At 69.1% G+C, this 15,659-nt stretch carries 10 protein-coding genes; 5 read left to right on the top strand and 5 right to left on the bottom strand.

Going from position 1 to position 15,659, the window contains the following annotated elements:
• Positions 1–75: 75 nt before the first annotated feature.
• The 4 genes from KA383_08810 to KA383_08825 all read left to right on the top strand — a co-directional run bounded on the left by KA383_08810 (position 76) and on the right by KA383_08825 (position 6,776).
• Positions 76–1,392: a glycosyltransferase family 4 protein gene (locus KA383_08810; protein ID MBP7746221.1), complete on the top strand. Its 1,317-nt coding sequence runs from the start codon at positions 76–78 to the stop codon at positions 1,390–1,392.
• Complete coding sequence (locus tag KA383_08815; GenBank protein MBP7746222.1) at positions 1,386–2,060, top strand: ABC transporter ATP-binding protein; 675 nt, start codon at positions 1,386–1,388, stop codon at positions 2,058–2,060. Before KA383_08810 ends, KA383_08815 begins: the two co-directional genes overlap by 7 nt.
• Positions 2,061–2,070: 10 nt before the next feature.
• The gene (locus KA383_08820; protein ID MBP7746223.1) at positions 2,071–5,496 is read left to right on the top strand and encodes an ABC transporter permease; all 3,426 of its coding nucleotides are present in this window, start codon (positions 2,071–2,073) and stop codon (positions 5,494–5,496) included.
• A gap of 74 nt (positions 5,497–5,570) precedes the next feature.
• Positions 5,571–6,776 (top strand): PQQ-binding-like beta-propeller repeat protein, encoded by a 1,206-nt coding sequence (locus KA383_08825; GenBank protein MBP7746224.1) that lies wholly within the window; start codon positions 5,571–5,573, stop codon positions 6,774–6,776.
• Between the two features lie 28 nt (positions 6,777–6,804).
• Here the strand turns inward: KA383_08825 and KA383_08830 are convergent, their stop codons facing one another.
• The 4 genes from KA383_08830 to KA383_08845 all read right to left on the bottom strand — a co-directional run bounded on the left by KA383_08830 (position 6,805) and on the right by KA383_08845 (position 12,756).
• Positions 6,805–9,306, bottom strand: coding sequence for a PocR ligand-binding domain-containing protein (locus KA383_08830; protein MBP7746225.1), 2,502 nt, complete (start codon positions 9,304–9,306; stop codon positions 6,805–6,807).
• Positions 9,303–10,433, bottom strand: a complete 1,131-nt coding sequence (locus KA383_08835; GenBank protein ID MBP7746226.1) for an FIST C-terminal domain-containing protein — start codon at positions 10,431–10,433, stop codon at positions 9,303–9,305. The genes KA383_08830 and KA383_08835 overlap by 4 nt, the downstream gene beginning before the upstream one ends.
• Positions 10,434–10,651: 218 nt before the next feature.
• Positions 10,652–11,863 (bottom strand): amidohydrolase family protein, encoded by a 1,212-nt coding sequence (locus tag KA383_08840; GenBank protein ID MBP7746227.1) that lies wholly within the window; start codon positions 11,861–11,863, stop codon positions 10,652–10,654.
• Positions 11,860–12,756 (bottom strand): MTAP family purine nucleoside phosphorylase, encoded by an 897-nt coding sequence (locus KA383_08845; GenBank protein MBP7746228.1) that lies wholly within the window; start codon positions 12,754–12,756, stop codon positions 11,860–11,862. Before KA383_08845 ends, KA383_08840 begins: the two co-directional genes overlap by 4 nt.
• 397 nt (positions 12,757–13,153) lie before the next feature.
• On the opposite strand from KA383_08845, the gene KA383_08850 reads away from it, so the two are divergent.
• Positions 13,154–14,839 carry a VCBS repeat-containing protein gene (locus KA383_08850; GenBank protein ID MBP7746229.1) on the top strand — a complete coding sequence of 562 codons (1,686 nt, stop codon included), beginning with the start codon at positions 13,154–13,156 and terminating at the stop codon, positions 14,837–14,839.
• A 176-nt stretch (positions 14,840–15,015) separates the two neighbouring features.
• On the opposite strand, the gene KA383_08855 is transcribed toward KA383_08850, so the two are convergent.
• A complete protein-coding gene (locus KA383_08855) occupies positions 15,016–15,618 on the bottom strand; it encodes a glutathione peroxidase (protein MBP7746230.1) in 603 nt (200 codons plus the stop codon).
• Positions 15,619–15,659: the final 41 nt, after the last annotated feature.

The following is a 15,659-nucleotide window of genomic DNA, read 5'->3' on the forward strand; positions in this document are numbered from 1 at the left end:
CACGACTGCGCGCCGGTCTTCGACAGCCGGGCCATTCTGCGTGAGAATGCGCCCGGCGACACGCGAGGCGCCCGTATGAGAGTCGTCCATCTCGCCGCCGGGGCCGCGGGCATGTACTGCGGCAGTTGCCTGCACGATTGCCGGCTGACCGCCGCGCTGCGCGCGCAGGGCCGCGACGCCGTCCTCGTCCCGCTCTACACGCCCGTCCGCACCGACGAGACCGACCCCAGCACGCCGCATGTCTACTACGGCGGCATCAACGTCTATCTCCAGCAAGCCAGCGCGCTTTTCCGCCACACGCCGTGGCTGCTCGATCGGCTCTTCGACGCCCCGGCCCTGCTGCGCGCGGTCGGGCGCCTGGCCGCCCGCACAGGCCCGGCAGAGCTGGGGAAACTGACGGCCGCTGTCCTCGCCGGCGAACGCGGCCCCCAGCGCAAAGAGCTGGAGAAGCTCGTGGTCGGTCTGCGCCAGCTCAGGCCCGATCTCATTTACCTCCCCAACCTGATGTTCGTCGGACTGGCGCGGCGCTTGAAGGCGGCGCTGCACGTGCCGCTGCTTTGCGGCCTCACGGGCGAGGACATCTTCCTCGACCGCCTGCCGCCGCCGTACCGCGCGCAAGTCTTCGACATGATCCGCGCCGCCGCGGCCGGGATCGACGGCTTCATCGCGCTGACGGACTATTACGCACACCACGCCGCCGTGCATTTCGGCCTGCCCGTGGACCGCATCCACCGCATTCCGCTCGGCATTCAGACTGCCGACTTCGCCCCCGCCGCCGGCCCACCGGAGCGGCCTTTTACGATCGGCTATCTCGCCCGCATCTGCGCTGCCAAAGGCCTCGCTGAGTTGGCTCACGCCTTTCGCGTACTGCGCCGCACCGGTCGTGACTGCCGGCTGCGTGCGGCGGGCTATCTCGGCGGCGCGGACCGGCCATACCTGGAGCGCATCCGCGCCGAACTGGGCGCAGAAGACCTGGACTTCGAATATCGGGGTGAAGTAACCCGCGCCGAGAAGCGGCAATTCCTGCAGAGTTTGCACGTCCTCTCCGTGCCGACCGTCTACGCGGAATCGAAGGGTCTGTACGCGGTCGAAGCGCTGGCGGCCGGCGTCCCCGTCGTTCAGCCTGCCCATGGGTCGTTCCCCGAGCTGATCGAGGCGACCGGCGGCGGCCTGCTCTACGGGCCCGGCGACACCGAAGCCCTCGTCGCACACCTCGCCCGCCTCATGGACGATACCGCGCTCCGGCAGCGTCTCGCCGAACAGGGCCGCGCCGCCGTCCACCGCGATTTCACCGCCGCCCGCATGGCCGACGCCGCCTGGGCGTTGTACGGGCGCTTCGTATCCAGCGCCCATCCACCATATGATGCCGCATCGGAACGACACCGATGCTGAACGCCACCTCCATCTCCAAACACTATTCGACGCGCGCTGGCGAACTCGTGGTCCTGCGCGACGTTTCGCTCACCCTGGAACCCGGCCAATCCGCGGCCATCCTCGGCCCCTCCGGCTCCGGCAAGAGCACCCTGCTCAACATCCTCGGCACGCTCGAGCCGCCGACCACCGGGCGCTTGCGGCTCGGCGACTGCGACCCCTTCGCGCTCGCTGCCCGCGACCTGGCCCGATTCCGCAATCGCCACATCGGGTTCGTCTTCCAGGATCATCACCTGCTCCCCCAATGCTCCGTGCTTGAGAACGTGCTGCTGCCCACGCTCGCCGGCACACCCGCACCCGCTGCCGCCGATCGCGCGCAGCGCCTGCTCGCCCAGGTCGGACTTGCGGACCGTCTCGATCACCGCCCAGCCGAGCTCTCCGGCGGCGAGAAACAGCGCGCCGCGCTGGCCCGCGCGCTCGTCAATCGCCCGACACTCGTGCTCGCCGACGAGCCCACCGGCAACCTCGACAGCGCGACCACCAACACCGTGGGTGCCTTGCTCGCGCGCTTGCCGCGCGACGAGCAGGTCATCCTGATCGTCGTCACGCATAGCCCGATGCTCGCGGCCCGCTTCGACTGCCGGTACGAGCTCACCGACGGCGTGCTGCACCCGCAGCCGCCCGCGTAGCGAGGTCGCCGTGGACCTGCTGACCTTCCAGCGCCGCAGCCTGGTGCACCACTGGCGAGCCCAGCTCGCCGTGCTGCTCGGCGTGGCGGCGGCGACGGCGGCGCTTAGCGGGGCATTGTTCGTGGGCGACTCGATGCGCGGCAGCTTGCGGGACATGGCGCTCGAGCGCCTCGGCCGAGTCACCCACGCTGTGCAGACACCCACGACAATCCGTGCGGCGCTCGCGGACGAAATCGCCCAAGCGCCTGAAGCTGGCACCGTCGTGCCTGTCACGCTGCTGACGGGCTCGGCGCGCCACGCAGCCACGCGCGCGGCGGTCCATCGGGTCGCCATCCTGGGCATTGATGACCGCTTCTGGCAGCTCGATCAAACCCCTCTTCCTCCCGGGGGGACAGCAGGCTGGGGGCCGAGCGGCAGCGGTCTCGCCGTCCTTCTCAACCAGCCGCTCGCCGACGACCTCGGCGCCCAGCCGGGCGATGACCTCCTGCTCCGCGTCGCGCGGCCGGCGCTCATCTCCCCCGAACTGCTCCTCGGGCAACGTGCCGACACCACGCTCGCGCTGCGGCTGACCGTGCAGGCAATCATCCCCGCCGCCGGCAGCGGCGTCTTCGCCCTCCAGCCGCGTCAGACGCTGCCGCGCAACGCCTTCGTCCCGCTCGCGACACTCCAGCGCGCCCTCGGCCAGCCCGAACGCGTGAACACGCTGCTGGTCGCAGCGCCCGCCCTTGAAGCGTCCGACGAGGCACACCTGACGCAGCTTCTCGCCCGACACGCCACGCTCACCGATCTCAACCTCAGGCTCCGCGCCAATCCGAACCGCGGCTATGTCGCCGTCGAAAGCGACACCCTGCTTTTGCCGCCCATCGTCGAAGACGCCACCCGCGCCGCCGCCCGCGCGCTCGGCTGCGAAGCGCCCGCGATTCTCTCCGGCCTCGCGAACTCTATCGCGGTCGAAGCGCGCCCCGACACGGAAGTCCCGTATTCCACCGTCGCGGCCATCGAAGCCACACCCGCGCTGCTCAGCGGCCTGACGCTCGCGGATGGCACACCAGCGCCGCCGCTTGCGCCCGGCGAAATCCTGCTCAATGACTGGACCGCCGCCGCACTCGCCGCGCAACCCGGCGAGACCATCCGTCTGACCTACTACGCCGTTGGCCCGCTCGGCCGCCTCGACACGCAGGCCGCCGCGTTTCGGCTGCGCGGCATCGTCCGCCTCGCCGGCGCCGCCGCGGACACCGGGTTCACCGCCGAGTACCCTGGCGTCACCGACGCCGACAGCCTCTCCGACTGGCATCCGCCGTTTCCAATTGATCTGCACAAGATCCGCCCGGCGGACGAACAATACTGGAAAGACCATCGCGCGACGCCCAAGGCGTTCATCACGCTGGCCGACGGCGTGCGCCTGTGGGCCGCCGACCACGAGCGCTTCGGCCGCGTCACATCGGTACGGCTGTATCCGGCGCCCGGCCAAACCGCTGCCGGACTAGAACCCGCGTTCGACGCCGCCCTGCGCAAGCAGCTCGATGTCGCCGCCTTGGGCCTGCGGGTCGAACCGGTGCGGGCCCGCGCCCTCGCCGCCAGCGCCGGTGCGACCGACTTCGCCAGCCTGTTCCTCGGGTTCAGTTGCTTCCTGATCGCGTCAGCGGCGATGCTCATCGCGTTGCTGTTCCGGCTGGGCGTCGAACGCCGTGCCGCCGAAATCGGCCTGTTGCTGGCACTCGGCTTCGAGCCGCGCCGCATTGCGGGCATTCTGCTCGCGCAGGGCACGGTAATTGCCGCGCTCGGCGCCGCGCTCGGCCTGTGGGCGGGCCACGGCTATGCGTGGCTACTGCTCGCCGGTCTGCGTAGCTGGTGGCTCGACGCCGTGCACACAGCGCACCTGCGGCTGCACACCACCTTAACCAGCTACGGCATCGGCTACCTTAGCAGCGTCGTCATCGCCAGCGCCGCGATTGCCCTCGCCCTGCACGGCCTGACACGCATCTCGCCGCGCGCCCTGCTGGCCGGCGGCGTGGCCCAGCCGACGATCACCACCACGCCGCGACGCGCCCGCATCCACCTCGTCCTTGCCGTGCTGCTCCTTGGCGGCGCCCTCGCGCTCATGGCCCTGTCGCTGCTGACCGAGACTGTCCCCGCCCCCACGGCGTTCTTCATCGGCGGCACGGCGCTGCTTCTGGCCGGACTGGTCGCTGTGACCGCCTGGCTACGCAGCGAACCGCACACCGCGCTGCGCCCGTCCGACCCCAGCGCTTTACTGCGTCTCGGCGTCCGCAACGCCCGCCGTCACGCGGGCCGGAGCCTCCTCACCGCCGGCCTCATCGCCGCCGCCACGTTCATCATCACCGCACTGCAGGCCATGCGTCTCGACGCGCCGGCGAACACGCAGGACCGCCGCTCCGGCACCGGTGGATTCGCCCTGCTGGCGGAGTCCGACGCCCCGCTCACGTACGACCTCAACACCGCCGCCGGCCGCGCTGCGCTGGGTATATCCGACGCCGGCCAAGCCACCCTGACCAACACGCAGGTGTTTCCGCTGCGCCTCCGCGCCGGCGACGAGACCAGTTGCCTCAATCTCTACCAGCCGCGTCAGCCACGCATCGTCGGCGCGCCCGACGCACTCCTCGACCGCAACGGCTTCACCTTCGCCGCGAGCTGCGCGCAGACCCCCGACGAGCAGCGCAATCCGTGGCTGCTCCTGCACCGTCCGCTGCCGGATGGCGTCATTCCGGCGATTGCGGACGAGGCCGCCGCGCTCTGGCAACTGCATGTCAAGCTCGGCGGCGAGCTGCACGTCCCGCGCGACCGTGGCCCCGCCGCGCGCCTGCGGCTCGTGGGTCTGCTGCGCGGCAGTATCCTGCAAGGTGAAATCATCATCGCCGAAACCGACTTCGCGCGCCTGTTCCCGACCACCGCCGGGTACAGCTACTTCCTGATCGACACGCCGCCGGAGCGCGTCGCCGATGTACGACAGACGCTGAGCCGTGAGCTCGCCGATTTCGGCCTGGAGGTCACACCGACGGCCGCCCGCCTCGCCGACCTCCGCGCTGTCCAGAACACGTACCTCTCGACGTACCAGACGCTCGGCGGGCTGGGACTGCTGCTCGGCACCGTCGGCCTGGCGGCGGTGCTGCTGCGCAACGTCTGGGAACGCCGCAGTGAGCTGGCCCTGCTGCGCGCCCTGGGCTTCGCGCGCGTGGCGCTCGGCCTGCTCGTGCTCTCCGAGAACGCGCTGCTGGTCGCGACCGGGCTGCTGATCGGCCTGCTCTCCGCCGCCGTCGTGGCCGCCCCACACGTGCTCGCGCGCACCGCTGTCATTCCCTGGGCATCTCTGCTGCTGATGTTCAGCGGCATCCTCGTCGCCGGGCTGCTCGTGGGCATCCTCGCCCTGGCGACCGCGCTCCGCGCCCCGCTGTTGCCGGCCCTGCGTTCCGAGTAACGCTCCGCACGCAGCTTCCAGCCGGGGCCGCGCCGTGTTATGCTCCCCCAACGTTCAACCCAAGGAGCGCGTGTATGTTCGGCCATGTCAGACAAATCCTGCGCATCACCATCGGCGCCACCCTCGTGCTCGCCGCCACCGCGGCCGCCGCCGACTGGCCCTGCTGGCGCGGCCCTAATCACGACGGACTGAGCCCGGAGAAGGGCTTCGAGCCCAAGTGGGACGCCGCCCCGCCCAAGGTCTGGGAAGCCGACATCGGCTCCGCCTTCAGCGGGCTGACGGTCGTCGCCGGCAAGGTCTACACCTGCGGCACGCAGAACAAGCAGCAGACGCTCTTCTGCCTCGCCGCCGACACCGGCAAGATCATCTGGCAGACGCCCATCGAGGAAGAATATCCTGAGCGCCAGGGCGGCGACGGCACCCGCGGAACGCCCGCGTTCAACGACGGCCGCGTTTATATCCAGGGCGCGCTCGGCCGCGTCCTCTGCTGCGACGCCGAAACCGGCAAGGAAATCTGGAGCCGCCAGTACGAGGCCAAGCCGCAGTGGGGCTACGCCGCCTCGGTCCTGATCGACGGCGACCTCGCGCTGGTCACCGCGGGCGGCAAGGACGGCGCGCTGGTCGCGCTCGACAAGCAGACCGGCAAGGTCGTCTGGCAGTGCGGCCGTGACCCCGTCGGTTACGCCACGCCCTACCCCTTCACCTTCGAGAACCAGCGCTACATCGTCGGCTTCATGGGCAAGGAAGTCATCATCGCCGATGCCAAGACCGGCCAGCAGGTCTGGAGCATGCCCTGGCAGACCGACTGGGATGTCAACGCCTCCACCCCGATCTACCACGACGGCCACCTGTTCCTCAGCTCCGGCTACGACCACGGCTCGATCCTGCTCAAGCTCGCCCGCGACGGCGAGCAGCTCAAGACCGAGACGGTCTGGCAGAACAAGAGCATCCGGGCCAAGTTCCAGTCGCCCGTGCTCTACGACGGCCACCTCTACGCCAGCGACGAAGTCGGCCTGTCCTGCGTCGCGTTCGCCACCGGCGAAACAAAATGGAACCAGCGCGGCGTCACCAACGGCACACTGCTGATCGCCGACGGTCACGTGCTGCTCCTGACCGAAAAGGGCGAATTGCAGATCGCGCCGGCCTCACCCAGGGCATTCGAGCCGCGCACGACAGTCCCGCTGCTCAAAGGGCGCTGCTGGACCGTTCCGACATTGTGGAACGGGCACTTCTACGCGCGCAATTTCAAGCAGGTGGCGTGCTACAAGCTGACGAAGTGACCTGGCCGCCCGCGGGACGCCGTCGCTGCTACCGTCCGTCTCCCGCCGCTTCCGACGCCGAGAGCGCCGGCGCCGCCGGCAGGTACTTGCAGATCACGTGGATCAGCGCGGCGCGATTGATCGGCTTTGCCGCGTAGTCGTCACATCCCGCGTCAAGGCATCGCTGCCGATCATCCAGCATCGCGTGTGCCGTGAGCGCGATGATCGCGCCGCGGTAGCCCAGCCGCCGGAGCATCCCCGTCGCCTCATACCCGTCCATGACGGGCATCTGCATGTCCATCAGTACAACGTCGAACGGCTGCCCCTGCTCAACGGCGTCCCGGGCCGCCCGCACCGCGCACATGCCGTTTTCGGTGACGGTGACCGTGGCGCCCGCCTGGCGCAGGAAATGACTGATCAGCCGCTGGTTGTCCGGACCGTCCTCAGCCAGCAGCACCCGGCGGTGGCCCAGCGGGTGCCCGCCGTCGGCGGCCAGGCCGTCCGGCGGCTCCGCGCGGCGGCGACCCGCTTCGCGCACGCCCGAGACCAGCTCCACCCCCGCCCGCGGATCGACCGCCAGGGTCAGGCGAAAACAACTGCCGCTGCCGAGTCGGCTACTGACGAGCGTGACATCGCCGCCCAGCCGCTGGGCCAGGCGACGACTGATCGCCAGGCCCAGGCCCGTGCCGCCATGCTGGCGGCGCGCGGTCGCGTCGACCTGCGAGAAGGGCTCGAAGAGCAGGCGCGTCTGTTCGGCGCTCAGGCCGATGCCGGTGTCGACGATGTCGAATTCGAGCCGGGCCGTATCCGCCTCGGCCAGATAGCGCACCAGCAGGTCGACCCGCCCGACCTCGGTGAACTTGATCGCGTTGCCGACCAGGTTCAGGAGAATCTGCCGCAGGCGCGTCGGGTCCGTCTGCACGGTCCTGGGGATCGGCGTGGCAAACGCGGCCCGCAGGGCAACGCCCTTCGCTTCCGCACGGACCCGCATCAGCGAGAGCACTTCCGCCACGACGTCGGCCGGCGCGCAGGCCCGCAGCTCGATCGACATCTTGCCGGCCTCGATCTTGGACAGGTCGAGAATGTCGTTGATAACCGCGAGCAGGTGCTCGCCGTTGCGCTTGATGATCGCCAGGGCCGGCGCTGCCTCCTCGCCGCCCGCCTGCTCCAGCATCACTTCCGCGAAGCCCAGGATCGCGGTCAGCGGCGTGCGAATTTCGTGGCTCATGTTCGCCAGGAACTCGCTTTTCGAGCGATTCGCCGACTCCGCCAGGTCCCGGGCCCGCTCGAGCTGCGCCTCGGCCTGCTTCCGCAGCCGGATGTCAACAAACGACTCGATTAGGTGGGGGCGCCCATTGAGTTCGCAGCGGCTGACCGACTTGAGCACCGGGACTTGTTCGCCGCTCACGGTGCGCACAACGGTTTCCATGCCCTCGACCACCTGGTCCGGCTCGGTGATCGGGCAGCGTCCCCCCGGCGCCGCACACATGAACTTGCGGCACGACAGGCCGACCACCTGCTCGCGCGGCGCGCCAAACAGCCGCAGCGCCGCGGCATTGACCTCGGTGATCGTGTGCGACTCTTCCTCCACCAGGAACACGCCGGCATGCACGGTGTCGAGGATTGACCGCAGCCGCTCCTCGCCGGCCCGCAGCGCGTCCTTGGCCTTGCGGAGCTCCACCACGTCGCGCGTCAGCAGCAGGTTGTTATAGCCCAGCATGGAGAGCTTCTGCGCCAGTACCCACAGCAGCTCGAGTGTGCGCTCGAACTGCTCCAGGGACATGTTGGAGAGCTGGTCGTACGCGGCGAGCATGGCCGCCTCGTCCGCCCCGATCTCCCGCGCGTACGCGCGAATGCGCGGCCGGTCCACCCCCATGACGTTGCTCTGCCCGATCAGCCAGTTGGCGACGTGCTTGCCCCCCACGATGATCGGCGCGCTGGCGTCGACAAAGCCGCAACTGCGGCACTTCTCGTACGTCGGCCGCATGGACTGCCGCGCCCGCTCGCCCAGCACCCGGTCCGAGGCCTCGCAGTGCTGCCGGCCCTTCGGCGTGCTGCGCACAATCTGACACACGCCGCAGAAACTGCTTGGGCTCGTGATGGGCACCCCGTTCACGTCGCTGATAATCGACGCCACGCCGCTGGCCCGCGCGAAGGCGTCCTGGATGCGCTGCAGATCCTGCACGTCGATCAGGGCGGGCAGCGTGACATTGCCCACCACGCTCTCGTTGGACGCCACGCACTGCAGCTTCACCCGCAGGCGATGCTCGGCGGCCTCGGCCGCGGCCCGGGCCTGCTCAAGTTCCGCGGCCTGTTGCTTCAGTTCGTACGCCTGGGCCTCCGCGACGTTCTTCGCCGCCATGAGGTCCCGCGTCCGCTGCCCTACCAGCTCTTCCAGCGCCAGCGCCCGCTCGAACACCCCGAAGGCCGACGCGCCCGACGTCAGGCTGCGCTCCACGCGGGTCATCAGCGCCTCGTTGATGCGCTGCAGCCGCGCCAGCTCCTGTTCAAGCTGCGCGACCTGCTCCGCCGCTGGCTCGTGTGCCGTCATGCATCGTCACCCAGGACCACGCCCGTCAGCGTCTGGTTGACGTGCAGGCCGTTGAACTGCTCACCATACGTGCTGAAGCCAAACAGCTTCAGGTTATCGACCGTCCGCCGCACCGGCCGCCGCAGGTCGCGATCCAGGATCTCCAGCCGCCGCAGAATGCAGTCGAACCCGAGCGTCACCCGGATGTTCGGCACCACCGCCTCCAGCGCCCGCCGCTGCCGGTCCAGGTCCGCCAGAATGTCCACCGGCCGCCCCAGGCGCACCACGATGCCCTCCTCGATTGCACAGAACATGGCCAGGCTGCCGTCCGGCTCCGTGCTCCGGACCGCCCGCACGTAGTGGTCCTCGCCGACCGGCAGCAGCAGCGGATTGCGCGCCGCGTGCATCGTATCAAAGCCCTCCCGCGCGATGCCCGTCTGCTCCAGGTAGAAATCCGCCGGCGGAATCCCGTTGATCTCCAGCAGCCGGCGTGTCTCCGGCTCCGCGCGCGTCACGACGTAGCGCGTGTCGCGCGGCTCGAAATGGTCGGTCTTGAAGACCGTGCACGGCAACGACGTCTGGACCAGCGTCAGCACGGCCGCGTTCGTGCGAAACTCCCCGTCGGCAAAGACGCGCGTCTCGCGCCATTGCCCCGCCTCGCCCGCCGAACCGCCCACGATCGGAACCCCGCCCAGCGCCCCGTACAGCAGCGCCGCCACGTATTCCTCCCGCGCGCACAGCCCGTCGATCAGCAGCAGGCCGAAACGCCGTGCGCTGGGCGGACACGCGCCGCCCAGCCGCTCCACCAGGCGCCGCTGGAGCTGCAGCGCGGCCGCGTTGTCGAAGCTGCGCACGTCGAGGATCGCCTCCTGCGCCACTTTCATGTCCGGCGAACCCAGGCTGGCGACGGCCAGCCCGTCCTCCACGTAGCCGTGGCCCGGCACGATCTCCCCCGCCGTGGTGCACGCCAGCACCGGGCAGTCGTACGCGGCGCGGACGCCGCGCGCGAGTTCAGCGAGATCATGTTTCGGCGAACAATACAAGAACACGCACGCCGGCGCCGCCTGCGCGATCTGGCCGCGCACCTCGGCGAGCGCCGCGCGCGAGTCGTGTGTGGCCGTCCAGGCACACTTGAAATCCAGTGCCATCGTCTCACCTGTCCAGGGGGCTCTGCGCCCGCAGCGCGCCGCGTCCACACTCGCCGTGTCGAGCCGCGCACGACCGCGTCCGCACTATTCAGGGCATCGACCAGGCGCGCGCGACTCTCCAGCCTTTTGTGCATGCATTACTGCCCCCAACGCGGCGTCCTCCGCGCCCGCGCCCCCTGCGGCCCGAATTTATCGGGCACCGCCGGCCCCACGCGTCTTCAAATCACGCGCTGTCCCGCGACCCAGACCTGCTGAGGCGCCGGGGCGCGTTCCACCAGCCACGCCGCCGGGTCAGACACGCCGCCGGCGCGGGTAAAGGCAATCAGGTCCGCTTGTTTCCCCACTTCGAGCGACCCGATCCGCGTGTGCAGCCCCAGCGCGCGGGCCGCATCCAGCGTCGCCATCCGCAGCAGCGTCTCGGCGCGCGGCGGATCCGGCGCGTTCTGCCAGACGAACCGCGCTTCCTCCAGCAGCGCCAGGTTCTCGTTGCTGGCCGCGCTGTCCGTCGCGAGCGCCACGTTGACCCCCGCACTCAGCAGGGCCCGGAACGGGTGCGGCGCGTGCCCGAAGAAGGCGTGCGACCGCGGACAGTACGCCACGCTGTACCCCGCCTGCGCAAGCCGCTCGGCGTCGCCGGGCTGCGCATAATTGAAGTGCGCCAGCAGCCCCGGTCGCGCGCCGCGCCGGCATTGCTCGAGCAACTCCACGGCCGACAGCCCCGGCGAGCGCAATTGGCCTTGCGCCAGCAGATCGCGCATGTATCCCGGCAGCGCTTGCGTGTCCCCCAGCAGAAACGCCCGCTCCTCACGCGTCTCCATCCAGTGCGTGCACCACGGCCGGCCCAGTTCCTCGGCCAACGCCACCGCCGCCGCGATCTGCTCCATCGGCACCGTGTACGGCGCGTGCGGCGAGAGACCCACCGTCAGCAGTGCGTCCTCCATCACTTCGGCCACACCCGCGCGCAGCTCCTCCGGATTGCGCGGCGGGTCGTCCGCCAGCGAGAGCAGCTCGACGTAGCACACCTTGCGAACGGGGATTGTCCGCAACACCTGCGAGTTCAGGTTGCGCCGCGTGATGTCCCCCACGCACGTGACCCCCGCCCGCAGAGATTGCCAGGCCCCGTCTTGCACGCCCTGCTGCTCGCGCTCCACCTGCCCCCGCGCGCGGCGCAGACGCACCAGCTTCGGGAACCAGTCCCACAGCGGCTCCGGCTTCAACCGCCCTGCATAACACGTCAGCTCCAGATGCGTGTGCGGATTCACCAGCCCCGGCATCAACACCGCAGCCCCCAGATCGGTCACCGCTTCGGACACGGCACCCAACTCGGCTGCGCTGCCCACCGCCACGATCCGGTCGCCCGCGACCTGCACATAGCCGTCGCGGAGCGGCGCCCCGCTGATCGGCAACACCCACGCCGCTTTGAGAATCACAGGGTCTCTTTCTGCGGCGCCCCCGTCGCCGGCGGATTGAACCACGCCCGCCAGTCCAAGCTGAGCTGCCCGGCCGTCATATACGGCGTCATCGCCGACTCGCAACTGCACATCCCGGGCGTGTGCGAGAGTACTTCACAGAACCGTTCGAGCAGGCGCGGCATGCGATCCACCGCCGCGGTCGCGCGCTGCCGCTCCACTTCCTCAGGCAGGACGCGCCCATCCTCGAACGGACGATAGTTCGTGCCGTCCTCCGCGTAGCGCCCCACGTAACACAGGCTCGCGTAGCACATCTGCAGCTCGCGCGCCAGGAACACCTCCGGCGCCAACACCTGCCCCAACAGCTCGCCGCCCTGCGCCGCGTACTTCCGCGTCTCCGCCGGCGTCTCGTGCCGCGGCCCCTCCACGCAGACGTACACGCCCCGCCCGGCGAATTCGCACTTCTCCTCTGTCAACGTCGCGATCAAGGCCTTCCGCAGGCTCGGGCAGAACACCGGCCACTGCCGCAAATGCCCAAAACCCCGATCCTGGAAAAACGTCGACGGCCGTGCCACCGTTTCGTCGACCAGGTCGTCCACCACCACGTACTCGCCGATCTTGAAGTTGTGGCTGATCGCCCGCGTCTCGCTCCACGAGATGATCGACCGCGTCCCCAGGTCCCGCAGCGCGTAGATGTTCGCCCGGTAGTTGACGAACGTCGGCGTCCGCTCGTACCCGGTTTCGCCGTGCCGCGACAGGAACAAGAACCCCCCAAACCGCGACTCACACCGGTAAATCGGCTGGGAATCCCCGAACGGCGTCGCCCGCGGCCCCAGCCGCTCCGCCATCAGCGCCCCTTCGCGCAGCAGGTTGTACGCGTCGCGTCCGCCAATACACGCCAGCGTCACCGTCATCCGCTCACTCCCGCGCTCCGCGCCACTCTCAACCCCGCGCCGCGGCCAAGCCCGAAGTGCCCCAATCAGCCTCAGCCGTCCCTGTGCCAGCCGTCGGCAGTATAAGCGCTGCGCTCGCCGGCCAACAAGCCGACGCGCGCCGCGCTCCCGGTGACGACCACACCGCCACCACGATTCCACACACGCCGTGAGACTCCCCGCTGGCAGCGCGCCGTTTGCGCGGTATGATACCGAAAGCGTTCCCGATATCTTTGTCGAACACGGCCGGAATCGGCTTCGGCCAGACGCGCGACCGCGAACAGCGACCGGTCCCTGCGATCCGTGCCAGTGTGCCCCGTGCGGCGTCCGCCGGGGCGCAGGCGGGAGCGCAGTCTGCACCGCGAGAAAGGAGCCCCCCATGCAACCATCACGTCTCACCTGCCTGGTACTGGCGACGGCGCTGTGTTGCGCCGGAGTCGCCAGCGCGCAACATCAGGAATGCCTGCGCGTCGCGGATATGGGCGCGCTGTTGCCGGGTGCCACCGAAGTTGTTTCGTGGGACGGTGGCTTTCCGCCGGCGCCGCCGCTCGGGCGCGAGCTGGCCCAGATGCCCGGGTTCCCGAAGACCGTGCCCATCAGTTCGTATTTCGCCCCCAACCGCGGTCTGCTCTTCGCCGACCTCGACGCCGACGGCGACCAGGAAATCATCTGCGGCAGCACCGACAAGCAGCTTCACGCCTGGGACTATGAAGGCAATTACATGCCCGGCTTCCCCGTGACGCTGAACAACATGTGCCAGTTCGCCGCCGCCATCGGGGACCTGGACGGCAACGGCTACCCTGAGATCGTCCAGTTCACGCGCGGCCCCACCAGCGGCGGACGCATCTACATCCTCGATCACCTGGGCCAGACCCTGCCGGGATTCCCCCTCAACGTGAACAACAAGAACATTGAAATGTCGCCGGTCCTGTATGACCTCGATCAGGACGGCATGCTCGAAATCATCGCGTGTGAGCGCGCCTACCCGCTCGGCAACGTGCACATCTTCGAGATGGACGGCACCGAGTGGGGCGGCAACTGGCCCTTTGCGATGCAGCACGTCCCGGCGGCCACGCCCGCGGTCGGTGATCTCGACGGCGATGGCGACGTGGAAATCGTCTGCATCGCCTACAACGCGATGTACGTCCTGAATGTCGATGGCACCGTCATGCCCGGCTGGCCCCGCCTGACGGTCGATCAGAACTTCAGCTACCAGTCGCCCGCGCTCGCGGACATCGACGGCGACGGCGACCTCGAGATCGTGATCGGGGCCCACGGCAACCTCCCCCAGACCCACGTCTGGCACCACGACGGCACCGACGCCACCGGCTGGCCCATCAACATGGAATACTGGACTTATTGCCCGCCGACCGTCACCGACCTCGAAGGCGACGGACAGCTCGACATCATCAACGGCCAGGCCGGCGACAATTACCTGCCGAGCAACTGCTTCTTCGCCTGGACCGCCACCGGCGAGCTCAAGCCGAACTTCCCCTACATGATGCCCCTCGGCGGGTCCGAGGGCGCCATCGTGACGGCGGACATCAACGGCGACGGCCAGATGGAGATCTTCACCGACTACCGCGCCGCCGTGGACAATTACGGCTACGTCTTCGGCACGGACGCGCTCGGCAACGATCTGCCCGGCTTCCCGCTGCGACCGCTTGGGCTGACGTATCTGAACGGCCCAACGATCGGCGACATCGACAACGACGGGCACTACGAGCTGGCCGTCACTTCGCGGCACGAGACGTTCATCGACATCAACCTGTACAAGCTGCCGGATACGTACAAGCTGACCAACCGCGATTGGCTCACCTACCACGGCAACAACGCCCGTACCGGGCTTTACCCGGTCGTGCGGCTCCGGCCGGGCGACCTGAACTGCGATGGACGCGTCAACTTCCGCGACATCAACGGGTTCGTGCTGGCCCTGACCGATCCGCCCGCATATGAAGCCATGTACGCGAGCTGCGACATGTACGTGACGGGCGATCTCAACGGCGACGGCGCGGTCAATGAACCTGACGTCAACCGCTTCGTGTCGCTGCTGACCGGTCGGTGACGCCATCCCGCGCCCACCCCGCTCAGGGGACCGGGCGGACATGTGGATAAGCCGCAAGCGGCCGGCGTCGGGCGCACCCGCCCGGCGCCGGCCGACGTCTTGGAGCACGGCGGGGACACCGACCGCCGCTCAGCTCGACCGTGTGCGTCTTCGTGCGCGCCGCGTTTCTGTCATGATCAGTTCTTCTTCCCCGCCGGCTGCGACGTTGGCACCGCCGCGTGCAGCGCCGCCTCGACCGCGCGCGTCACCGCCTCGTCGGTCGGCTTCACTTTGGGCTCGAAGCGCGCCACCACGCGGCCGTCGCGCCCAACGAGGAACTTCGTGAAGTTCCACGCGATCTCGCCGCCGTGGCTGGGATTCGTCTGCTCCGACGTCAGGAACTTGTACAGCGGACAGATGTCGTCCCCCTTCACCGACACCTTCGCGAACATGTCGAACGTGACGCCGAAGTTCTTCTGACAGAACTCCTTGATCTCCGCGTTGCTGCCCGGCTCCTGCGCTTTGAAGTTGTTGGCCGGAAACCCCAGGATGCGCAGGCCGCGCTCGCGGTACCTGTCATACAGCGCCTGCAATTCCTTGTACTGCGGCGTAAACCCGCACTTCGACGCTACGTTGACGAGCAGCACGACGTCCCCCTTGTACTTCGCCAGGGGCACGCTGTGGCCGTCGATGTCGCTGACCGTGAAGTCCAGTGGCCCCGCCGGGGACGAGGGCTGGCTCTCGATGACCTTCCGCCCCGCGGCCTCCGGCTTTTCCTGCGCCACAACCACCGCCACCATCAACGCAAACACCGCCAAAATCGCACACGCTCTCATGGCCG

This window comes from Phycisphaerae bacterium, assembly GCA_017999985.1.
In the GTDB taxonomy this organism is placed as follows: domain Bacteria; phylum Planctomycetota; class Phycisphaerae; order UBA1845; family Fen-1342; genus JAGNKU01.